The sequence below is a fragment of the Streptomyces sp. NPDC058231 genome (assembly GCF_042882275.1).
Lineage (GTDB): Bacteria > Actinomycetota > Actinomycetes > Streptomycetales > Streptomycetaceae > Streptomyces.
The window spans coordinates 29,691-50,307 of sequence record NZ_JBHVWN010000029.1; the positions used below are offsets into that span (position 1 = coordinate 29,691).

At 70.4% G+C, this 20,617-nt stretch carries 18 protein-coding genes, 1 tRNA gene, 1 pseudogene and 1 riboswitch; of the genes and pseudogenes, 9 read left to right on the forward strand and 11 right to left on the reverse strand.

Features of this window, described 5'->3' with window-relative positions; all coding sequences use genetic code 11:
* Nucleotides 1-76: 76 nt before the first annotated feature.
* The 3 genes from ACFVXE_RS20345 to ACFVXE_RS20355 form a co-directional block, all read right to left on the reverse strand.
* Nucleotides 77-802 (reverse strand): FadR/GntR family transcriptional regulator, encoded by a 726-nt coding sequence (locus ACFVXE_RS20345; RefSeq protein WP_389672774.1) that lies wholly within the window; start codon nt 800-802, stop codon nt 77-79.
* 234 nt (nt 803-1,036) lie between these two features.
* Entirely contained in the window at nt 1,037-1,777 is a 741-nt protein-coding gene (locus tag ACFVXE_RS20350; RefSeq protein ID WP_389672775.1) for a class I SAM-dependent methyltransferase, read from the reverse strand.
* 138 nt (nt 1,778-1,915) lie between these two features.
* On the reverse strand, nt 1,916-2,698 hold the full coding sequence (locus ACFVXE_RS20355) for a crotonase/enoyl-CoA hydratase family protein (protein ID WP_389672777.1): 783 nt from the start codon (nt 2,696-2,698) through the stop codon (nt 1,916-1,918).
* A 226-nt stretch (nt 2,699-2,924) separates the two neighbouring features.
* Nucleotides 2,925-3,018: riboswitch (TPP riboswitch) on the forward strand.
* Here ACFVXE_RS20355 and ACFVXE_RS20360 point away from each other — a divergent pair.
* The 5 genes from ACFVXE_RS20360 (at nt 3,010) to ACFVXE_RS20380 (ending at nt 7,590) form a co-directional block, all read left to right on the forward strand.
* Nucleotides 3,010-4,416 (forward strand): purine-cytosine permease family protein, encoded by a 1,407-nt coding sequence (locus tag ACFVXE_RS20360; protein WP_389672779.1) that lies wholly within the window; start codon nt 3,010-3,012, stop codon nt 4,414-4,416. Its footprint overlaps the riboswitch before it by 9 nt.
* A 76-nt stretch (nt 4,417-4,492) precedes the next feature.
* Nucleotides 4,493-5,302 (forward strand): hydroxyethylthiazole kinase, encoded by an 810-nt coding sequence (gene thiM, locus ACFVXE_RS20365; protein WP_389672781.1) that lies wholly within the window; start codon nt 4,493-4,495, stop codon nt 5,300-5,302.
* The gene (thiE, locus tag ACFVXE_RS20370) at nt 5,299-5,976 is read left to right on the forward strand and encodes a thiamine phosphate synthase (RefSeq protein ID WP_389672782.1); all 678 of its coding nucleotides are present in this window, start codon (nt 5,299-5,301) and stop codon (nt 5,974-5,976) included. Before thiM ends, thiE begins: the two co-directional genes overlap by 4 nt.
* Nucleotides 5,973-6,770, forward strand: coding sequence for a bifunctional hydroxymethylpyrimidine kinase/phosphomethylpyrimidine kinase (gene thiD, locus ACFVXE_RS20375; protein ID WP_389672783.1), 798 nt, complete (start codon nt 5,973-5,975; stop codon nt 6,768-6,770). Before thiE ends, thiD begins: the two co-directional genes overlap by 4 nt.
* Before the next feature lie 370 nt (nt 6,771-7,140).
* Nucleotides 7,141-7,590: a calmodulin-binding protein gene (locus ACFVXE_RS20380; RefSeq protein WP_389672785.1), complete on the forward strand. Its 450-nt coding sequence runs from the start codon at nt 7,141-7,143 to the stop codon at nt 7,588-7,590.
* Between the two features lie 213 nt (nt 7,591-7,803).
* Here the strand turns inward: ACFVXE_RS20380 and ACFVXE_RS20385 are convergent, their stop codons facing one another.
* Nucleotides 7,804-8,691 (reverse strand): SDR family NAD(P)-dependent oxidoreductase, encoded by an 888-nt coding sequence (locus tag ACFVXE_RS20385; RefSeq protein ID WP_389672787.1) that lies wholly within the window; start codon nt 8,689-8,691, stop codon nt 7,804-7,806.
* Nucleotides 8,692-8,706: 15 nt separating this feature from the next.
* Between ACFVXE_RS20385 and ACFVXE_RS20390 the strand changes: the two genes are divergently transcribed.
* Entirely contained in the window at nt 8,707-9,345 is a 639-nt protein-coding gene (locus tag ACFVXE_RS20390; RefSeq protein ID WP_389672788.1) for a TetR/AcrR family transcriptional regulator, read from the forward strand.
* Between the two features lies 1 nt (nt 9,346).
* Here the strand turns inward: ACFVXE_RS20390 and ACFVXE_RS20395 are convergent, their stop codons facing one another.
* Nucleotides 9,347-9,556: a hypothetical protein gene (locus ACFVXE_RS20395; RefSeq protein ID WP_389672789.1), complete on the reverse strand. Its 210-nt coding sequence runs from the start codon at nt 9,554-9,556 to the stop codon at nt 9,347-9,349.
* 101 nt (nt 9,557-9,657) lie between these two features.
* Nucleotides 9,658-11,451 carry an adenylyl cyclase gene (locus ACFVXE_RS20400; RefSeq protein ID WP_389672791.1) on the reverse strand — a complete coding sequence of 598 codons (1,794 nt, stop codon included), beginning with the start codon at nt 11,449-11,451 and terminating at the stop codon, nt 9,658-9,660.
* Nucleotides 11,452-11,683: 232 nt separating this feature from the next.
* On the opposite strand from ACFVXE_RS20400, the pseudogene ACFVXE_RS20405 reads away from it, so the two are divergent.
* Nucleotides 11,684-12,009 (forward strand): annotated as a pseudogene (locus ACFVXE_RS20405) (tyrosine-type recombinase/integrase); the annotation flags it as partial.
* A gap of 99 nt (nt 12,010-12,108) precedes the next feature.
* Here ACFVXE_RS20405 and ACFVXE_RS20410 read toward each other — a convergent pair.
* Nucleotides 12,109-12,182: transfer RNA gene (locus ACFVXE_RS20410), tRNA-Pro, on the reverse strand.
* Nucleotides 12,183-12,298: 116 nt separating this feature from the next.
* Here ACFVXE_RS20410 and ACFVXE_RS20415 point away from each other — a divergent pair.
* Together ACFVXE_RS20415 and ACFVXE_RS20420 are read left to right on the forward strand one after the other, a co-directional pair.
* Nucleotides 12,299-13,012 (forward strand): transketolase, encoded by a 714-nt coding sequence (locus tag ACFVXE_RS20415; protein WP_389672793.1) that lies wholly within the window; start codon nt 12,299-12,301, stop codon nt 13,010-13,012.
* 94 nt (nt 13,013-13,106) lie between these two features.
* On the forward strand, nt 13,107-14,009 hold the full coding sequence (locus tag ACFVXE_RS20420) for a transketolase family protein (protein WP_389672850.1): 903 nt from the start codon (nt 13,107-13,109) through the stop codon (nt 14,007-14,009).
* Between the two features lie 56 nt (nt 14,010-14,065).
* On the opposite strand, the gene ACFVXE_RS20425 is transcribed toward ACFVXE_RS20420, so the two are convergent.
* The 4 genes from ACFVXE_RS20425 to ACFVXE_RS20440 all read right to left on the reverse strand — a co-directional run bounded on the left by ACFVXE_RS20425 (nt 14,066) and on the right by ACFVXE_RS20440 (nt 20,617).
* A complete protein-coding gene (locus tag ACFVXE_RS20425; RefSeq protein WP_389672794.1) occupies nt 14,066-15,013 on the reverse strand; it encodes an NAD-dependent epimerase/dehydratase family protein in 948 nt (315 codons plus the stop codon).
* 245 nt (nt 15,014-15,258) lie between these two features.
* On the reverse strand, nt 15,259-17,472 hold the full coding sequence (locus tag ACFVXE_RS20430) for a right-handed parallel beta-helix repeat-containing protein (RefSeq protein WP_389672795.1): 2,214 nt from the start codon (nt 17,470-17,472) through the stop codon (nt 15,259-15,261).
* The gene (locus ACFVXE_RS20435; protein ID WP_389672797.1) at nt 17,469-18,944 is read right to left on the reverse strand and encodes a M1 family metallopeptidase; all 1,476 of its coding nucleotides are present in this window, start codon (nt 18,942-18,944) and stop codon (nt 17,469-17,471) included. The genes ACFVXE_RS20430 and ACFVXE_RS20435 overlap by 4 nt, the downstream gene beginning before the upstream one ends.
* Nucleotides 18,944-20,617, reverse strand: a complete 1,674-nt coding sequence (locus tag ACFVXE_RS20440) for an extracellular solute-binding protein (RefSeq protein ID WP_389672799.1) — start codon at nt 20,615-20,617, stop codon at nt 18,944-18,946. Before ACFVXE_RS20440 ends, ACFVXE_RS20435 begins: the two co-directional genes overlap by 1 nt.

The window sequence follows — 20,617 nt, forward strand, 5'->3', positions numbered from 1 at the left end:
GTGGTTTTGTGCTCTGGGGGGGGGGGGCCGCCTGGGGGGGCGCGGCCCGTCCCCCCCGATCCCACCGCCGTGCGGGCTACTCGCCCTCTGCCACGAGGGTGCCGTGCAGGCTGCGGATGTGCTGTTCGACCAGGTCGGCCGCGTCCGGTCCCCGGCCCGCGCGCACCAGGCGCAGCAGTTCGGCATGGTCCGCGCCCAGTCCGGCCGCGGTGGCCGGCCAGTCCTCGACCTCCTCCAGCGCCCGCAGGATCAGCGGACGCACCGACTCGCGCACGGCCGAGGTGAGGGTGGAGTTCAGTTCGTTGCCGGAGCTGCGGGCGATCTGGACATGGAACCGGGTGTCCAGCTCGTTGAACTCGGCCACGCCGACACCCGGCTCCGCCATCCGCGCGAGCAGCTCGTCGGCCTCGTCCAGGTCCGCCTCGGAGGCATGCGTGGCCGCCGCCTCGAAGCTGGACCTCTCCAGCACGACGCGCGCTTCGAGGACGTCCTCCAGGCTGTAGCTGCCGAGGGCGAAGTGCAGCCGCAGCAGCCGGCCCAGGGCCCCGTCGGGGTTGCGCACGATCCGCGCCCCGGCATCGGGGCCGCGCCCGGGCTGGGCGACGAGCACCCCGATCGTCTCCAGCACCCTCAGCGCCTCGCGCAGCGCGGACCTGCTGACCCCGAGCACCGGTGCCAGTTCGCGCTCCGGCGGCAGCCGGTCGCCGGCCTTGAGCTCGCCGGCGAACACCCGCTCCTCGATGCTCTGGAGCACCAGCTCGTGCGTACGGGACTGCCGTACGGGTTGCCACTCGACGGGCATCCGTCACCACCTGCCTCGTCCGGAACCTTCCGACGAAGGTCATCCCTGGCGTCCGATTGTTCAACTATGTCACACAAGGCATGTGGTCGGACCAAAGACGAGAGAGGGCTCCCAGCGGCCCCTGATCACACCGGAAACTGGCCGCGCCCGCACCTGAGCCCACTGCGTCCGCTGCGGGAACCACGCCCTCGACGGAGCGGGGCGGCGCGCCGGCGCACACCGGGCCCGCGCCGGTCAGGCGAGGACGAGCAGGTCCATCCAACTGGTCGCGGGCTGGTCCGGATCCTCCGCCACCGCCTCGCGCAGCCGTGCCATGCCGCGCCGGAACTCGTCGTCGGTGATGCCGCGCAGTTTGGCGTCCGAGTCCCGGCGGATCCGGTCGGCGAACTGTGCCAGGTTCGCGGCGCTCTGCTGCGGTACTGAGCGCAGCGCCACGTACGGGAATCCGGCTGCGGCGAACGCGGTGCGGATCTGCTCGACGGTCGGATACGTGTCGACGATCCGGGCGGTCTCGGGGAAGAACCGCACACGCAGGTCGCGCTCGCAGCGACCGGGGAACGAATTACGGATCAGAACCGGGGCGCCCGGCTTCAGCGCCCTGCGCAACTCGCGTGCGGCGGTGGCCGGATCGGAGACATGGTGGATGACCGATCCGAGCCAGGCCGCGTCCGCGCAGCCGTCCGGCACGGGCAGCGCCTCGGCACGTCCGGGGAGGACCTCGATGTCCGGGGTGTCGGGGATCAGGGCGCGCATGGCGTCCGACGGCTCGACGGCCAGCACGCGGACACCGAACCAGTCGCTGAACGCGGAGGCGAACGCCCCGGTGCCGGCTCCGACGTCCAGGACCGTACGTCCGGGGGCCAGGTCCACCGCGGAGGCGATGGCGTCGCGCCAGTCCGCGAGACCGGCGCGAGGAATCTCGCGCGCCTCGCGGTACTCCTCGGCGAAGGCACGACCCTCGGCGGTCCCCGTCATGTCGCCCCTGCCTCACGGCTGTCGATGCGCCGGACAACGGCGAGCCGTCGTCCGGTCCCGGCCCCGGATGCTAACGAGCCGCTCTTCGAATTATCTAGACCAAAGCTCTCGTGGGACACGTTCCGGCATCCGGCCGGTTCAGTCGGCGAAGGTCCCGTGGCGGCCCGCACCGCCGCCGAACCGGTCGGCACCCGCCTGGGTCTCCCCGGCGGTGAGCGGGACCAGGCCGTGCCGGTACTCGGCGGCCAGGGCATCCGGTTCGCTCAGACCGTGCTGTTCACGCACGGAGAGCCGGTCGTGGCGCAGGCAGAGCTGCGGGAACGCGGCGATCTCCGCGGCGAGCCGTTCCGCCGCCCGGCGGGCTTCTCCGGACGGCACCAGCCGGTTGGCGAGCCCGATGTCGTACGCCTCGGCGGCCGCGACCGGACGGCCGGTGAGAATCATGTCCATGGCGCGGCTCTCACCGATCAGCCGCGGCAGACGCACCGTTCCTCCGTCCACCAGCGGAACACCCCAGCGGCGGCAGAAGACCCCGAAGACCGCGTCCTCCTCCACGACCCGCAGATCGCACCAGACGGCGAGTTCCAGGCCGCCGGCCACCGCGTGTCCGGAGACCGCGGCGATGACGGGTTTGCTCAGCCGCATCCGGGTGGGCCCCATCGGCCCGTCCCCGTCGGCGAGGACCTTGTTGCCGCGCTCCGTACCGATGCCCTTGAGATCGGCCCCGGCGCAGAATGTGCCGCCCTCGCCCCAGAGAACGGCGACGGATGCCTCCGGATCGGCATCGAACCGGCGGAAGGCGTCGGCCAGTTGGGCCGCGGTCGGTCCGTCGACTGCGTTGCGGACCTCGGGGCGGCTGAGGACCACCGTGAAGACGGGGCCGTCCCTCTCGATCCGCACCGCCGGAGCTTGCTCGGTCACCGGTTCTCCCGTAAAGCGGTCTCGCAGGGCCGCCCGGCGGAGGATTCCGACGACCGGAGTACCGGATGGTACCGACGGAGTGCGCGGTCGTGGCCGCCTTCCCGCCAACCGGGCGGGATGCCCGGGCGGAGGCACACGGTGCGTCCGCACCATGGACGGCACGTCGAGCCGTCGCCGCACACTCTTCCGTACCGGCGTCGAAAAGGATCGGGTTAGTCTGTCCGTACTACCGGACACGGGGTGCCCCGCCGAGGGCTGAGATCACACCCGTCGAACCTGAACCAGTTCGTACTGGCGGAGGGATGTCTTTCATGCCTGTGACGCATGTTTCCGGCGGTCTGCCCACCGACACCGGGCAGACCGTCTTCGACGGCAGGATGCCGGCGGCCCCCGGCGACCTGAGCGTCGAGACGCACGGCATCGAACCGGTCCCCGAGAGCAACCGTTACGGCGGTCCCGGGCGCCTGTTCACCGTATGGTTCGCCCCCAATCTGACGATGACGGGCGTGTTCACCGGCACCGTCGGCATCGCGCTCGGCCTGGACTTCGCCACGGCGCTCGCCGCCGTCGTGCTGGGCACCGTGATCGGTGCGGTGCCCACGGCCTATCTGGGCACCTGGGGCAGCCGGACCGGCGCCGGGCAGCTGCCGCTGGCGCGCCTCGCGTTCGGCCGCGCCGTGACCGTACCCGGCATCCTGCAGTGGCTTTCCTCGGTCGCCTGGGACGCGCTGATCGGACTGTTCGGCGGGGACGCGCTCGCGCGGCTGTGCGGCTGGCCGTTCTGGCTCGGCGTCCTGGTCATGATGCTGGCCCAGGGCGCCCTCGGTGTGCTGGGCTACGAAGCCATCCACCGGCTCCAGATCGTGATGACCTTTGTGCTCGCCGCAGCGTTCGCGCTGATCGCGTGGCGGCTGCTCGACGGGGTCCACCCGGTCGGCGCGGGTACCGCGCACGGTGCCGATCAGGCCGGCGCTTCCGTCCTCACCAGCACCATCGCGCTGAGTCTGACCCTGTCCTGGGCCCCATACGCCAGCGACTTCAGCCGCTACCTGCCGCGCACCACCTCGCGCCCCCGCATGTTCTGGTACACGATGCTCGGCCTGGTGATGTCGTTCGTGGCCGTCCAGGCGCTCGGGCTGCTGGGCGCTTCCGTGCTCACCGACCAGACCGCCGCGGGTGTGGACAAGCTGCTGGGCGGCGGTGTGCTCAGCGCGTTCGGGCTGCTCGCCGTGGCACTGGCGGCCCTCTGCAGCAACGCCATGAACGACTACAGCGGGTCCCTGGCCCTGCAGACCGTCGGGGTGCGCATTCCGCGGCCCGTGGCCGCCGCGCTCGCCGCGGCACTCGGCTTCCCGCTGGTGCTGTGGATGCATGCCGCGGACACCACGGCCCGCTTCCAGAACGTGCTGCTCTTCGTCGGCTACTGGATTCCCGGGTTCGTGGCGATCGTCATCGTCGACTGGCTCGCCCGGTCCCGGGCGCGGGGCGGCGCCGCGATCGACCTCGCGGCCGAAACCGGCCGTCCCCAGTCCGGATGGATCGCGCTGCCGGCATTCGTCATCGCCTTCGCCGCGGCCGTACCGTTCATGGACACCAGCCTGTACGTGGGTCCGGTGGCGTCCGCCCTGCACGGCGCCGACCTCTCCTACTACGTGGCATTCCTCGTGGCGCTCGCCGTCTACGCGCCGCTGCGGCTGCGCCGCCGCCCACAGCCCTGATCCGGCTCGCAACCGGCGGAGGACCCCGGCGTCCCCGCCACCGGAACGACACCCCCTCCCCACGGAGCGACATCCCATGCCCTCGACATCCGCCGATCTCGCCGCCTTCGTCCCGCAGGCTCTCGCCCGCGTGCGGGCGGACGCCCCGTTGGTCCAGTGCCTGACCAACTCGGTGGTCACGGGGTTCACCGCCAATGTCCTGCTCGCGCTGGGCGCCTCACCGGCCATGGTCGACATCCCGGACGAGGCCGGTCCGTTCGCCCGGATCGCCTCCGGTGTCCTGGTCAACCTCGGCACCCCGCACGCCGAGCAGCGCTCCGCCATGACCGAGGCCGCGCGGGCAGCGGCCTCGGCCGGTACGCCGTGGGTCCTCGACCCGGTGGCGGTGGGCGCGCTTCCGGTCCGTACCGCGCTGGCACGGGAACTCCTGGGCCTGCGACCGGCGGTGATCCGGGGGAACGCGTCCGAGATCATCGCGCTCGCGGGCGCGGGCGGCGGCGGCCGTGGCGTGGACTCATCCGACGACGTCGCGGCCGCCGAGGAATCGGCGCGCGAGCTGGCCGGCAGGACCGGCTGTGTCGTCGCCGTCTCCGGCCCGGTGGACGTCGTCACCGACGGGGAGCGGTCCGCCAGGATCGCCAACGGGCATGCCCTGTTGACGCGGGTGACGGGAGGCGGCTGCGCACTGGGGGCGGTGATGGCGGCGTTCGCAGCGGTCGACGAGGACCGGTTCGCCACGACGGTGGCCGCCGTGGCCGCGTACACGGTGGCCGCCGAGCAGGCCGCGAAGGAGGCGTCCGGCCCCGGCAGCTTCGCCGTCGCGTTCCTGGACGCACTCGCCGCACTGGGAGGGACGGATCTCGCCGGACGGATGGCTCTCGCATGACCGCGGCACCGGTCGATCTGTCGGTCTACCTGGTCACGGACACGGCCCAGTGCGCCGCCCACGGCCGGAGCGTGGCCGGAACCGTCGCCCTGGCAGTGGCCGGAGGCGTCACCGCCGTGCAGATCCGGGAGAAGCACGCCGACGGCGGGGAGTTCCTGCGCACGGTGCTTGAGGTGGCCGCCGTACTCCCCGAACGAGTGGCGCTGATCGTCAACGACCGGGTGGACGTGTTCCTGGCGGCCCGTGCCGCCGGCGCACGTGTGACGGGGGTTCACGTCGGCCAGTCGGATCTGCCACCCGCCGCCGTACGCGAACTGATCGGGGAGCACGCGGTTCTGGGCCTGAGCGCGGCCACGCCCGCCGAACTGCGCGCCGCCGCCGAGGATCCGGCAGGCATCCACCACGTGGGCATCGGGGCGCTGCACGCGACCCGGACCAAGGCGGACGCCCCGGCCGCACTCGGCCGGGCAGGCTTCGCCCGCCTCGCCCGGCTCGGTGGCCTGCCCGCCGTGGCCATCGGCGGCATCACCCCGGACGACCTGCCACACCTGCGGGAGGCCGGAGCGGTGGGGGCCGCCGTCGTCTCCGGTATCTGCGCCGCCGAGGATCCCCGCGCGGCGGCCCGTGCGTACGCTCTGGCCTGGACCCGTACCCAAGAGGAGAACTCCGCATGACCGCACCGCCCCGCGTGCTGACGATCGCCGGATCCGACTCCGGCGGAGGAGCCGGGATCCAGGCCGACCTGAAGACGATGCTGGCGCTCGGCGCCCACGGCATGAGCGTGCTCACAGCTGTCACGGCGCAGAACTCCCTGGGCGTGCAGGGTGCGTGGGAGCTCCCCGTGGAGGCGGTCCGTGCGCAGTACCGCAGCGTCGTCGACGATATCGGCGTCCAGTCGGTGAAGACCGGGATGCTCTCCTCCCCCGCCCTGGTCACGGCGGTCGCCGAGCTGCTGTCGGATTCGGCGGTCCCGGTGGTCGTGGACCCGGTGAGCGTCTCCAAGCACGGGGACCGGCTGCTGGCCGACGAGGCCCTGGACGCGGTACGGACCGAACTGCTGCCGACCGCGACGGTGGCCACGCCCAATCTCGACGAGGTGGCGCAGCTCACCGGCGTAGCGGTGTCGGACGAGGCGGACATGCGCCGCGCCGCCGCGCGACTGCTCGCGTACGGGCCCCGCTGGGTGCTGGTGAAGGGCGGTCACCTGCCGGGTGAGGCGGTGGACCTGCTCACCGACGGCGACGAGGAGCACTGGCTGCGCGCCCCGCGTCACGACAACCGCCACACCCACGGCACGGGCTGCACGCTCGCCTCGGCCATCGCGGTGGGCCTGGCACAGGGCCGACCGGTACCGGATGCGGTGCGGCGGGCGAAGGAGTACATCACCGGGGCGATCGCGGCGGGTTTCGCGTTGGGGGCCGGCATCGGGCCGGTGGACCACGGCTGGCAGTTCCGCGAGCGCATCTGACGCCGCCGGAAGGTGAACCGGCCGCCGTTCCGGCGGTCTTCGTGACCGCTGGAGTGCGCGAGGAGGACGCCTCGGCCGGGCTTGTGCCCAGGCGTCCCGCTCCTTGACCCACTTGCCCCGTTCCTCGAGGGCGATCCACTCCTCGCAGCGATCGACGAGACCTCGAGACGGGGCGGTGCCAGGCGCCAGGTCTCGCTCCTGTGCAGCAAGTCTTCACGTGCGCGATGCGGCGTTGCCGCAGAGGCCCGGCAGCATCGCGAAACCGAAGTGGATCAATGGGTCGTGATCATCGCGTTGTGGTCACTCTGAGCGATCAATTCGTGACGAACGGTTGTGAGGACACGACCCCAAGGCACGGAGCTGCCCTCCTATGCGACGCTTCACCCTCGAGCTCGGCACCATCGCCGCGGCCACGCTGCTCGCCCTCACCGTCGGCCCGGCCGGGCCGGCCCAGGCAACCGCCCCCACCAAGGCCGCCGCGAACACGGCGTACTTCAACCTGCGCGACGTGCAGGGAGCGAATTTCACGATCCTGCTCAACGACGCCGCGAAGATCAAGGAAGCCCGCGAGATCGTCGCCGACGGGCTGCACAAGATCGTCGTCGGTCGGATCGTGAAGAGGACCGCAAGCTACAACCCGCAGTGGGAATTCCACCTCAACCCCGACACGGTCACCTTCGCCGACATGGCCATCGAGGTCTGTGACGCGACAATCCGCTACACCAACGACCATCTCGACGAAGCCGGCGGCCCCTTCCTGCCCGGCCTGTACTGGTGCCCCTGGACCGGCCGACTCACCGCCGAGGTCCCCGCACCGTAACCGTGTGGCGAGTTCCGCCACCGAGCGAACCGAACCCACTGCCAGGGCACTTGCCGAACGGCCCGCGGAACTCAGCGACATGGCGGCGGCAGGCCGGACGGGCCCGCGATCGGGGTCGCTGGCCCGCTCCTCATCACCGCATCCGGTCACCACCGAGGCGGCCGCGCCGACGGCCTCCGCCGGCAGGCGCCCGGAGGCGGGCCTCATGCCGGTTCAGCGAGTCTGGTCCGTGGGCCGGATCAGGATCTCGTTGACGGCAACGTGGGCGGGCTGGGTGACCGCGTAGACGACGGCGGCTGCGATGTCCTCGGGCTGGAGCGTCCGCATGGACTCGGCCATGCTCTTGGCCGCGGCCTGGATCGTCGGGTCGGTGATGTGGCCGGCCAGCTCGGTCGATACGAATCCGGGCTCGATGACGACGACCCGCACCCCCTGCTCCGTGACCTCCTGGCGCAGGGCCTCCGAGAAGGCGGTGATGCCGAACTTGGTGGCTGCATACACTCCACTCGCGGCCGATGCCGTGCGCCCCGAAGTCGAGGAGATCTGCACCACAGCACCCTTGGACTCGAGCAGGTGAGGCAAGGCCGCATGGACCGTGTACATCGATCCGAGCAGGTTGGTCTCGACCATACGCACCCACTCCGTGATGTCCGAGCCCAGGATCGGGGCGCTGAGCATGACGCCGGCATTGTTCACGAGGATGTCGAAGGCGCCGAAATGCTCAACGGTCGCCGCGACCGCATCATTCACCGACCGGCGAACGGTGACGTCCATTTCAAGGGCGAGCATCTCGCCGGACGCGTCCTGAATCAGGGACTTCAACCGGTCGGTCCGCCGGGCCCCGACTGCAACCCGGGCACCCGCCTTCGACAAGGCGAGCGCGGTGGCCCGGCCGATGCCCGAGGACGCGCCAGTGACGAGAACGACCTTTCCTTCCAGGGCGTTGCTCACGTATTCCTCCCAGGAGTTCGTGGTTCGAATGCGATAACTGCCGGACACGCCGCCTGTTGCGGTTACCGACGGAGCAGAACATGACCGCACGGTCACATTGACCCTAACACCTAAACTGACCGCCGGGTCACCTTGTGCTAGGGTGCACATCGGAGGAAGACAGAGATGAATGAGACGACGGCCACCCCGGGTCAGCGGGCGGACATGGTGCGCAATCGGCGCCTCCTGCTCGACGCGGCGACCGAGGCCTTCGCCGAGCACGGGCTGGAGGCATCCATGGGCGAGATCGCCCAGCGCGCCGGTCTCGCCAAGGGCACGGTGTTCCGGCACTTCCCCACCAAGGAGGATCTGCTGTCGGCGATCATGCTCCGATTGCTCGACCAGCTCACCAGGACGGCTGACCGGCTCTGCGAAGCAGACGACACGGCTGCGGCGCTTCGCGAGTTCATGGCCGACGGCATCGAGGCGCTCGCGGCGGACCGGGCCTTCTGTGAAGTGATCGGACGCCCGTCCCTACAGCACTCCGAAGTGCGGGATGCGATCGCCGACCTCTGCGTTGCCGCTGAGGTGCTCACCGCTCGTGCACGCGAACAAGGCGCCATCCGCGGCGACATCAACGGAACGGACGTCGTGCTGCTGCTCGGCGGCATCCACCAGACAGCAGCGCCTCTGCTCGCGACACAGCCTCAGGCCTGGCGCCGCTACCTCGAGCTAGCCCTCGACGGGCTGCGGACCACCAGTCCGAGCGCACTGCCACATCAGCCGCCCCTCCGTCCCGACCTCACCACCTCTGTCACCGGCTGACTCACGATGCGTCCACGCCGATGGCCTCGCATCTCACTCGCCGGCAACCGCGCGCCTCGTCCAGTGCGCTTCGACGGCCGCGGCGACCTCGACGGGTTTCCTGCAGCAGTGGCCAACGGTTGCGGTCGAGCTTCACCACCTCGACAGCCCGCAGTGTGGCGGCGAGCTTCTCACCGAACTCGATCTGGCAGGCAGGATCGAGTACCCCCACGACACCAGGTACGGCGCGGACACCCTCCGTCGGGCCCCGCGGTGACCGTTATCGGGCGGGTCCTTGGGGACCGCGCCCGATAACGTGGCAGCCGCGGCCCGTCAGACGCTCGCGACGCCGTTCGTGTAACTCTTCATGTTGAACGTGCCGAAGCCGTTCTGCACGGGGTCACCGGTGTTGTTGATGCAGTGCAGGATGCCGCCGCCGCCGGCGCCGTTGAGGCAGACGGTCATCAGCGAGGTGAAGACGACGCCGGGAGTGTCGGGGACCTCGTAGGCGCGATCGGTGTAGATGTCGGCGTTGAGGTTGAAGAAGCAGTAGCTGCCCAGGCCCCAGGCGTGGTGCTCGGTGACGTGGTCGCCGACCTTGTAGGCGGCGTAGCCGTTGGTGTTGCCGTGCTTCCAGGCGGACTGCGTCGGGACGTCGTAGGGGTGCTCGTTCTGGAAGAAGTAGGTGCGGCCGTGGTTGCCGTTCCAGAGCACCTCGTACTTCTGGTGGTGCTCGACGAACAAGCCGTAGGCGGTGACCCGGTCGCCGTTGACGAGGAAGCCGGTGCCGGCGGGGTTGACCGACCAGCCCACCGTGCCGTCGAGGCCGTGGTCGGCACGCCAGGCCCAGACGTGGTCGACGATCACGTCGTTGCTGTCGATCTGGATGCTGACCTCGGTGCCGCCGGCGACGGCGCCGCCGATGCGGGGGAAGACGTCGAAGATCGCGGTGGGCCGGGCGGAGTGGTTTCTCCGGCTGAAGCTGTTGCCGACGCGGAGCAGGACGGGCGAGCTGGGCGAGGCGGCCTCGAGGATCACGCCGGCGACGGAGACGTCATCGACGTCGGCGACCTCGATGAGCGAGTTGCCGTGGACGGCCTGGAGGGTGGCCAGGCCCAGGCCCAGGACGACGGTGCCGGGCCGGAGCACCAGCAGCGGGGCGGACAGCGGGTAGACGCCGGGCGTGAACAGGAGGTGCTTGCCGAGGGCGAGCGCCAGGTTGATGGTGGCGGCGGAGTCGCCGGGCCGGGCCACGTGGAAGTCGGACAGCGGGATGCTGCGGCCGGCAGCCGGTCCGTGAGCCCAGGAGGTGCCGGTGCTGTTACGGCGCAGCGCGGGCACGAAGACCTGATAGTCGCCGTGGCGGTCGACGGTCAGGAACGGCTTCTCCCGCACGACCGGGGTGCGGTCGACGGTGGTGTAGGGCGGCGTGGGGAAAGACGTGTCGGGGGCGCCCTCGACGCCGACGAAGACCATGTTCCAGTTGGAGCTGGTCCAGCTGCCGATGGTGTCGTTGCGCGACAGCCACTGCTGCTGCGAGCCCGAGTTCACCTGGCCGTCCACCACACTGTCGGCCAGATAACCGCCACTGGACCACCCGTTGCCGGGCGGGCTCGGCATCAGGTTCATGTCGCCCTTGACGTGGACGCGGCGCAGCGGGGCGGCCTGGGCGACCGCCCAGCGCTCCAGCCCGTCCGGCGGCACGATGGTCAGGTTCTCGGCGGACCGCCAGAAGTCCTGGGTGCCGTTGCCGTCGAACCACTGGGCGTCGACCGTGACGTGCCCGTTGATCACGACGTCCGAGGGGCTCTCGCCGAGCCCCAGGACGTGGGTGTAGAACCCGACGTTGACGTCGACGTTGTAGGTGCCCGGCTTGAAGGCCAGGGCGTACCGCTCGGTGCCGAACTGGTTGGGCGCCTGGGCAGCGAACACGGCGTCGACCTGCGCCTGGATCGCCGCATCGCCCATGGACGGGTCGAAGACATGGACGTTCGGGCCCAGACCGACAGGTCTGTGCGCGGGCGACGCGGCAAAGGCCGATCCGGTGGCGATGCTGCCGGCCAACGGTATCGCGGCAGCGGCGGCCGCCCCGCGAAGGACGGAACGGCGAGTGGGAATGACGGACACGGCTCTCCCTTAAGGGGTGGACGGAGAAGGAGAATGCGGCTGGTCCTAACCGCGGGAGAGCGCTCTCAGAGACGAAGTGAATCATCACGGTTATGCAGCGTCAATGAACGGGACGTAAGCCTTTTCCAACCTGGTGGTAGCAGCCACGAGTTGGACACTCCTGCGCAACGACGCCTCGCACTGAGCAGTCCGGGGCTGAAGACCTTCGACTCCTGTCTCGCGGGACGGCGGACGCCTGTTCACCGGCCCGCGCGGCGGACGCATCTCCACCGCGGTCCTGCGCGACGCCACCCACCGGGACGACGTGGTCACCGAGCTCGGCTACGAACACCTGCGCCGCCACGACCTCCGGCACACCGACCCGACCTGGTTCGCCGACGCCGGAGTCCAGGTCCACGTGCTGCGGCGGATCGCCGGCCATGGCTCGCTGACCACCACCCAGCACTGCCTGCACCCGGACCTCACAGGATCACGGCCGCCGGGGCGGCGCGCTCCGCCCACCTCGGCGCGCTCCGCGCACCGCGTTCCCTGCCGAGCCCGGTCGTCATGACCCGCTGAGGCCGGTCAAGGTCACCCGTCCCCAAATGGTCCCCACGAACGGCCAAGGGCCGGTTTCGGATCTCTCCGAAACCGGCCCTTACCTGCGACTGTCTCCAGTCGGGACGACAGGATTTGAACCTGCGACCCCTTGACCCCCAGTCAAGTGCGCTACCAAGCTGCGCCACGTCCCGATGCTCGCCTGACCTGGGCTTTCACCCTGGCCGAACGCGCATGAGAACAATACCGCACTCCGGCGGGTGCTCACGAACCCCTTTCATCTCTTGACCTCGACCAAGCTTGAGGTTGAATGCTGGGCTCCATGACGCTCAAGACCGCCGAAGCGGGCCACTCGTACCGTGATCTGAACCGCCTGATGAGTCTGATGACCGGCGACGAGAAACACGGGCCCGCCGCCACGTCCACCCTCGATGCCCTCTGGGTGCTGTATCACCGCGTGCTGCGCGTGACACCCGGCACCGTCGGTGATCCGGAGCGGGACAGGTTCCTGCTCTCCAAGGGACACGGCCCCATGGCGTACTACGCCGTGCTCGCAGCGCACGGCTTCTTCGACGAGAAGCTGCTGTCCGGCTTCGGTGAGTACGACTCGCCCCTCGGGCATCACCCGGACCGCATGCTCGTCCCGGGTGCCGAGATCGGCAGCGGATCACTCGGACACGGACTGCCGCTGGCCGTCGGCAGCGCGCTCGGGCTGCGCGCCCAGGGGCTCAGCACGCGCCGGGTCTGGGTGCTGGTCGGGGATGCCGAGCTGGACGAGGGCAGCAGTCACGAGGCGATCGCCTATGCCGGCCCGGCCGGGCTCGACCGGCTGCACACGGTCGTGATCGACAACGCCTCCGCCACCTACGGCCGGCCCGGCGGCATCGCATCGCGGTTCGAGGTAGCCGGCTGGTCGGCCGAGACCGTGGACGGGCGCGACCACGAGGCGCTGTACGCCGCGTTCACCGCACCGCATCCCGGTCGGCCGCGGGTCGTGGTCGCCCGGGTCGCCCCCAAGTCCTGAGCCCCGGCCCGGCAGCACACCGGCCCGTCCCCCTTCCCCCAAGCCCACGAACTCACCAGAACGAGGAGCTCCGCCTCTCATGGACACCATCGTCATGGACACCATGCGTGACCGTTTCATCAGCACCGCGTCCCAGCTGCTGGACGACGATCCCAGGCTCGCCGTGGTGCTGGCCGAGATCAGCCGGGACGGCTTCGACCGGGCCGCGCGGGCCCATCCGGACCGGGTGATCAACGTAGGCATCCGGGAACAGCTGCTGGTCGGTGCGGGAGCCGGACTGGCGCTGACCGGCATGCGACCCCTCATCCATACGTTCGCCTCCTTTCTCGTGGAGCGGCCCTTCGAGCAGGTGAAGCTCGACTTCGGGCATCAGGGCGTCTCCGGGGTGCTGGTCAGTGCCGGGGGTTCGTACGACTGGCCCGCGGGCGGAGCCACTCACATGGCACCCGGCGATGTCGCGCTGATCGACACCCTCGACGGCTGGACGGTGCAGGTACCCGGCCACCCCGACGAGGCGGAATTCCTGCTGCGGCAGGCGGCGGCCGGGGAGGACAAGGTCTACCTGCGGCTCTCGCTCCAGCAGAACGAGCACCCGCGGCCGATCGGCGGCGGGACCGGGTTCACCCCGGTGCGGGAGGGCGGCGACGGGGTGGTGGTCGCCGTCGGCCCCATGCTCGACAACGTCCTGGCAGCGACCGAAGGGCGGGACGTGACGGTGCTGTACGCGACGACGGTGCGCCCGTTCGACGCAGCGGGACTGCGGCGCGCGTTCGGCGGCCGGGACACGGCGGATGTGGTGATCGTCGAGCCCTATCTGGCAGGCACGTCGACGGGCGCGGCCAACGACGCCCTCGCCGGGCTGCCGCACCGGGTGCTGGGGCTCGGGGTCGGAAAGGCCGAGCTGCGGCGGTACGGGCAGATGGACGAACACCTCGCGGCGCACGGCCTGGATCCGCGCGGGCTGCGGGAACGGATCAGTGGTTTTCTGGACGGCTGACCGCGGGGGACGGCGCCACGCGGCGCACCGGCACGCCTCCGGGGCCGCTGCGCGTCTCAGCGGGCGGCGAGCAGCTGCCCGTACCAGGCGAGGGTCGCGTCCACCGTCACCGGCAGGGGGTTCGCCCGGAGACCGTAGGCCCTCTCGATGGCCGATGAATCGACGATCTGCGGCTCGGTGTGCTGGTAGAACATCTCGGCGTACTCCGCCATGAAGACCTCGTCGAACGGGCCGACCGGACGCGGCTCGTCGACGACGGTGATGTCGAGCGGGCGCCCGGTGCGCTCCTCGATCATCGCGAAGATCTGCCGGGTGGTCCGTGCGGGTGCGGTCGGCAGGTGCCAGACCCGGCCGTCGCCGTCGGGATGCGCGCCGAGCGTGGCGAGTCCGGCGGCGACATCACCGATGTACGTGTAGCTGTGCGGCAGATCGATGTCGCCGAGGGCCGGGACCTCTCCCCCGGTCAGTGCGGCCGGGAAGACGGCTCCGCCGAGCGTGGAGTTGAGCACGGCGGGTCCGACGAAGTCGGCCGAGCGTCCGAGGACCACACCGAGCCGGCCCTCGGCGTGCGCCGCGAGGTAGCGGGCGTCGAGTTCGGCGCGCATCCGGCCCTTGCGGGTCGTGGCGTTCCACGGCGTGTCCTCGGTCATCACGGCGCCGTGCGTCTCACCGTACGGGTAGAGCGTGTCGAGTACGACGAGCCGGGCACCGGCCGCCTCGGCCGCGGCGAGCACCGCCTCCTGGATCCGTGGCATGACGTCGATCTGCAGGTGGTAGCCGACGTTGACGCAGTGATAGACGACAACGGCGCCCTCGACCGCGGCGCGGGCGCCCTCCGCGGTGGCGACGTCGGCGGCGAACCGCTCCACTCCGTCGATCGCCGCTCCGTCACCCGCCCGGTCGACGAGCCGCACCGGGTGGCCCCGGTCGACGAGTTCACGGGCCAGCGTGGTGCCGGCCGGGCCTGCGCCGAGAACTACCTGGAGATCAGGTGCTGCGGTCATGGTGTGCCCCTCATGTATGGAGTCGCTGGTCGGTGAAGCGCGTCGCCATGACATCTAGCAACAGTTAGAGACTGTAACTCTCGCAATGACTCATCGCAATCATGATTGTGAGACTCGATGGCGGAGGTGGTCTTCTCTCCTGCACGCGCGCCCGCGACCCGCGCCCCCGAAGCGGACACGGAAGAGCCGGACGGGCTGCGTGCAGCCCGTCCGGCGGGTGGATCACCGAGTGGTGTGATGTGGGGCTACGGGTGGATCAGCACCTGGGAGAGTGCGACCCGTCCCGTGCCGGGGACCACGATCCGCACCGTGCGGGTCCGGCTGTCCAGGTCGAGGACCGTCGGGCGCAGCGCCTTGCCTCTGACATGCACGGTGCCGTCGTCCGTGATGACGTCGAAGTCGACTGTCGTGGACGACGAGTTGTTCCAGATCTCGATCTGCCGGATCCGCTTCGTCCCGCCCAGATCGACCTGCCACCAGGCGCCCGCCTCCGACAGCGTGCGGGTGTCCGTGTTGGTGTCGGCGTCCAGGGCGAGCGATGCGCCCGCCGTGCCCTCCGTGGAGGACTGCGTCGCCGCGCCGGTGCGAGCCAGGTCGGTGCGGAGCTGCTCGACCGGGCCGCCGTGCGCGCCGGCCCGTGCGGCGACGGCGAGCGCTTCGGCCGGCAGCCGGTCCAGACCCGTGTGGTTGTCCGTCATCACGGATCCGGTCCCGGCGAGCGCGGGCGCGGCGGTGTCGGTCCAGTTCTCGCGGGCGGTGTTCTGGATACCGTAGTCCGCCCAGTTGGAGACCCATTTGTAGCCGAGGCGCGTGATCACGTTCTTCTCGACGGTGATGTGCGAGGACTGCTCGTCGAGGTAGATGCCGTTGCCGTCGCGCTCGGTGTTGCCGAAGGCGGAGCGGTTGATGTAGTTGCCGGACAGGACGGTGCCGGGCTGGGCGCCCTGGGTGTAGATCGCGCCGCCGTCGTGCTGCTGCTGTGCGACCTCCATGACGTTCGTGATCCGGTTGCCGGTCACCTTGTTGTCGCGCAGCACCGACTGCTGGGCCTCGGGCTGGTTCCAGCCCCAGCCGACCGAGATCCCGGAGTACGGGAGATGGTCGATGGTGTTGTGGTCGATGCTGAGCCCGGCCTCGTACCCGGCCCAGATGCCCACCGAGTCGGTGTACTCCACGCCGGATCGGCTGATCGTGTTGTACGCGATCGTGTTCCGCTCCCCGGCGAGCGCCGCCGAGGGCATCGGCTCGGTGTCTCCCACGTACACCGCACCTGAGGAGAGGTCGGTGAACGTGGAGCGGGTCAGGGAGCTGTCCTTGGTGCCCGCTTCGAGCGTCGCGCCCGCCCCGCCCAGGTGGCCGAACCGCGCGTACTCGATGGATACGTGCCGTCCCCCGCGGACGGTGACCGCGGCGGACGGCTTGGTGTAGAAGCGGCCCGCGTGGTCCACGGGGCCGGTGGCTCCGGTCAGGGTGAGACCGGCCTGCATGCCCGCGTAGCCCTCGTCGGTGTCGGGGCCGCGGTACGCCGCATACGCGAAGCCGATCCCGCTGACGGTGACGTCGTGGGCGCCGTCGATGACGAGCAGCTGTTCGGTGTGCGGAGTGACGGCCTGCGCGCGGCGCATGTCCTCGCCCTTGCGCGGCAGGTAGGTGACGGTGCGCGCCTCGGAGTTCCAGACGAACTCGCCTGGCTGATCGAGGAGTTCGGGGGCGTTCTCGAAGAAGGCGACACCGCTGTAACGGGTGGAGTCGACGGCCGTGGTGTCCCAGGCGGGTCCGGTGCGGTTCGTGCCGCTCGCCGAGTTGGTCCAGCAGGGCTGGGCGAAGGTGAGGAGGTCGCCGCCGACACCGGCGATCCGGCAGTGGTAGTTGCGCCAGCGGACCCGGATGACGGCTTCGGCGTCGGTGGGCCGCTGCCAGTCGGCGATACCGGTGGCCTCCGCTCCGGTCATGCCGGCCTTGGTGGCATCGCACACGGTCGCCGCACAGGCTTCGCCGCGGGCACGGGTGGCGCGTGTGCCGTCGATGAACAGCTGGCGCGGAGTGACGCCGGTGGGGACCTCAGCGGTCCAGGTCCCATCGGTGTTCCGCGTCCAGCCGGTGATGTCCCGGCCGCCGGAGAGGACGGGGCGGGCGCCCGGCGCGGCGGTCCAGGTGACGGTGCGGCCGTCCGTACCGGAGTCGTCGACGCCGAGCCGCAGGGGCGCGTCGAGGCGGTACGTACCGCCTTCGAGGAGGATCCGGGTGTCGCGGCCGGTCACGTTGCGGGCCTGGTCGCGGGCGCCGTCCACGGAGCAGGGGCGGGCCGCCGTGCAGGTGGTGCCGTGGCCCCCGGGGGCCGCGTACAGGGTGCGGGTGCCGGGTGCGGCCTGGGCGGTCGGGGCCGCGACGAGGGCGGCGACCACTGCCGCGGCGACGGCGGCGGCCGTGGCACCTACGACGTTCATGGCGCGGTTCATGCGGCGGCCTTCCAGTCGGGGTGGCCCGGCATGGGCGGGTTCACAGAGCCGAAGAGCCAGTCCCGCAGGAAGGGGTCCAGGGAGGGGTCGCCGGTGACTTCGACGGTGTGGGCGATGAACTTCTCGCTGGTGTAGGTGGAGTCCTTGAACCGCTTCACCCACTCCCGCATGACCTTGTCGAACTTCGTCCGGCCGATCTGGATGCCGAGGGCGTACAGGACGAGCGCGCCACCGTCGTAGATGTTGGTTCCGCCGAGTGCCTTGGGCAGTCCGGGCGGGCCGTCGGCGGCGCGGACCGCGTCGAGCTTCTCGTACGTGGCCTTCATCTTGTCCGCGAAGACCGACCAGCCGCGCTCCTCGCTGTACAGCCCGGCGTAGTACACGGCCGGGCCCTCGTTGAGCCAGGCCTGCTGCCAGTCGTCCGGGGTCACGGAGTCGCCGAACCACTGATGGGTGAGCTCGTGGACCATGGTGGTCTCGTAGCCCGGCTGACCGTCGGCGTTCAGCTTGAACCAGTTGGTGGAGAAGAGCGAAAGAGTCTGGTTCTCCAGGGCGTCGGTGTATCCGTCGTAGATGTGCAGGCCGTACACGGAGAACGGATAGCGGCCGAACTTCGCTTCCAGCCATGCCAGATGGTCGGCGGTACGGGCGACGATCGGCCGGTACTTCTCCTCCTGGCCCTGCGGGACGATGTGCCGCAGGGGCAGTCCGCGGTGGCTGGTGCCGTACAGGTAGGTGCCCTTGACGACGGCGATGCCGATGAGTTCGGTCGCCATCCGCTCACGCAGGGCGAAGTGCCAGACGGTGGAGCCGTCGGTGCGCGGGGACTTGTGGAGCAGTTCGCCGTTGGCGGTGGCGACGTAACCCTGCGGCGCGCTGATGTGGAAGGTCCAGGTCGCCTTGTCGGACGGGGTGTCGTTGCAGGGCAGGAAGGTGTCGGCGCGGGAGGACTGGGCGGCCGACGCGAAACCGCCGTCGCTGCCGAACTTCCAGCCGGTGAGACCGAGTCGGGTCGCCTTCCCGTTGCCGTGGTAGCGGATCTCGACGGTGAACGCCTGCCCGTCGTGCAGCGGCCGGGCAGGGGTGACGGTGAGTTCCTGACCGCTCTTGCCGGCCGAGAGTGCCCAGTCGGCGGTGCGCCCGGCGACGGTGACGGAGTCGATGGTGTGACCGTCGGTGTCCAGGTTGAACGCGGACAGGTCCTGGGTCGCCCTGGCGTTGATCTTCACGACCGCGGTGAAGTCGTAGGTCACCGGGGTGAAGTCAAAGGTCAGGTCGTAGTGGACGACCTGGTAACCGCCGTTTCCGAGAGTAGGGAAGAGCGGGTCGCCGACGCCGTCGGAGCCGGCGGCCGGGTCGAAGCCGTGGCCGCGGGCACCGGCCGGGGAGCCGAGGACGGGCACGGCGACGGCCGCCGCGACGGCCACGCCGCCGAGCCGGAGCGCGGAGCGCCTGCTGGTGGGAGCGGTCATCACTTCTTGCCCTTCTGGAAGGCCTCTTCGAACTCTCCGCGGGCCTGCTCGCCGCCCTTGGCCAGGAAGTCCTTGACCAGCTGGTCGTAGGCGGACATGGGCTTGCGGCCGGCGATGATGTCCTTCAGGGCATCCCCCTTCAGCGTGCCGAGGCTGCCGGATCCCTTGGAGTCCCAGGTGGGCGAGGAGTACAGGAGGGTCGGGTCCGGCTCCATCATCGGGATCAACTTGGTGAACGCGTCGTGGACGTGTCGGACCCCTTGCTCGGAGTCGGCGCTGAAGATCGCGGGGACGGCGGAGGCCGCGAACTTCCACGGCACGGTGACGTCCTGGGTGCCCTGCTTGGTGAGCGCCGGGTTGCCCTTGTCGTCCCGGGTGAAGTCGGTGCCCTCGACGCCGTAGTTGATCAGCGTGTACTCCTCGCTGCCGAACGGGGAGGCGGCGAAGTCGGCGAAGGCGAGGATCTGCTCGACCCGGTCCGCCGACGCCTTCTTGATGTGCGTGTTCTGCAGGGCGAGGTTGTCCGTCCAGGTGACGGCGTCCTTGCCGAACGGGACGAACGGCCTGGGGTCGTACTTCGTGTCGATCGCCTTCATCGCGGCGATGTAGCCGACGGCGGGCGCCAGGTAGGTGGGCATGCCGTCGTAGACGTACGCTCCCTTGCCGTTCTTGAACATGTCCGTGTACTGGGCCTTCTGGGCCCCGGACATCTGGAGGGTGCCGGGGTAGTAGCAGCCCGCCTTGTACAGGTTCCGCGCGGTCTCGACCGCGTGGCGGTACTCGGGGGTCTCCAGGTCGGCGGTGAACTTCCCCGACTTGGTGTCCAGGCGCCAGAAGCACGGGGCGCCCGCGGACATGGCGAGCATCGTGGTGGCACCCGCGATGATCGCGTACTGGTCCTTCTTCGGACGGGTGAGCTCCTTGCAGAGCTCGACGAACCTGTCGAGGTCGGTGATCTGGTCGAGACTGCTGACACCGACCTCCTCGAACAGGTCGTGGCGGTAGAAGCCGGCGCCGCCGGTGCCGGAGCGGGCGATCGGCAGACCGTACAGCTTCCCGCCGAAGATGGCGCCCTGCCAGGCGCCCTTCGGGATCGCCGCCAGGTTCGGGTAGTCCTTGATCTTGTCCCCGGCAAGGAACGGGGTCAGGTCGGCGCACGTGGCCTGGAGGAACGCCGCCTTGTTGTCGACGCCACCGGACTCCGGGTACATGAAGAGGTCCGGCAGGCTGTCGCTGGCGACCATGGTGGAGAACTTGGTGCCGTAGTCGTCGGCGGGGACGGCGGTGATGTTCACCTGGCCGCCGAGCAGCTTCTCGATCTGCTGCCAGGCGGCGTTCTTGCCGCGCGCGGGAGGCGGCGGGGAGAACGTCTCCATCGTCGCGCTCACCGGCTTGGCGCCACGCAACGGAGCGCCCTTCGTGGCCCGCAACGGCTTGGCCGGGTAGCTGAAGAAGCCCTGCGGGACACCCGCGGCGGTACCCGGGAGGTCGGGCTGGAGGCCGATGTTGCGAACCGTCGTGTTCGGCAGCAGCGAGGCGCTCTTGGCCTCCGCCTTGGCAGTCGTGCCACCGTCGCCGCAGGCGGCGAGCAGCGGTGCGGCGGCCAGCCCGAGGCCGACACCCGCACCGAGGCGGAACAGCGATCTGCGGTTGATGGGGGTGGAGCTCGACAC

What these genes read in the sequence shown, in the direction of transcription:
- ACFVXE_RS20345 (WP_389672774.1), bottom strand. Translation starts at nt 802, where the DNA reads ATGCCCGTCGAGTGGCAACCCGTACGGCAGTCCCGTACGCACGAGCTG.
- ACFVXE_RS20350 (WP_389672775.1), bottom strand. Translation starts at nt 1,777, where the DNA reads ATGACGGGGACCGCCGAGGGTCGTGCCTTCGCCGAGGAGTACCGCGAG.
- ACFVXE_RS20360 (WP_389672779.1), top strand. Translation starts at nt 3,010, where the DNA reads ATGCCTGTGACGCATGTTTCCGGCGGTCTGCCCACCGACACCGGGCAG.
- thiM (WP_389672781.1), top strand. Translation starts at nt 4,493, where the DNA reads ATGCCCTCGACATCCGCCGATCTCGCCGCCTTCGTCCCGCAGGCTCTC.
- thiE (WP_389672782.1), top strand. Translation starts at nt 5,299, where the DNA reads ATGACCGCGGCACCGGTCGATCTGTCGGTCTACCTGGTCACGGACACG.
- thiD (WP_389672783.1), top strand. Translation starts at nt 5,973, where the DNA reads ATGACCGCACCGCCCCGCGTGCTGACGATCGCCGGATCCGACTCCGGC.
- ACFVXE_RS20380 (WP_389672785.1), top strand. Translation starts at nt 7,141, where the DNA reads ATGCGACGCTTCACCCTCGAGCTCGGCACCATCGCCGCGGCCACGCTG.
- ACFVXE_RS20385 (WP_389672787.1), bottom strand. Translation starts at nt 8,691, where the DNA reads ATGTGCACCCTAGCACAAGGTGACCCGGCGGTCAGTTTAGGTGTTAGG.
- ACFVXE_RS20390 (WP_389672788.1), top strand. Translation starts at nt 8,707, where the DNA reads ATGAATGAGACGACGGCCACCCCGGGTCAGCGGGCGGACATGGTGCGC.
- ACFVXE_RS20415 (WP_389672793.1), top strand. Translation starts at nt 12,299, where the DNA reads ATGCTGGGCTCCATGACGCTCAAGACCGCCGAAGCGGGCCACTCGTAC.
- ACFVXE_RS20420 (WP_389672850.1), top strand. Translation starts at nt 13,107, where the DNA reads ATGGACACCATGCGTGACCGTTTCATCAGCACCGCGTCCCAGCTGCTG.
- ACFVXE_RS20425 (WP_389672794.1), bottom strand. Translation starts at nt 15,013, where the DNA reads ATGACCGCAGCACCTGATCTCCAGGTAGTTCTCGGCGCAGGCCCGGCC.
- ACFVXE_RS20430 (WP_389672795.1), bottom strand. Translation starts at nt 17,472, where the DNA reads ATGAACCGCGCCATGAACGTCGTAGGTGCCACGGCCGCCGCCGTCGCC.
- ACFVXE_RS20435 (WP_389672797.1), bottom strand. Translation starts at nt 18,944, where the DNA reads ATGACCGCTCCCACCAGCAGGCGCTCCGCGCTCCGGCTCGGCGGCGTG.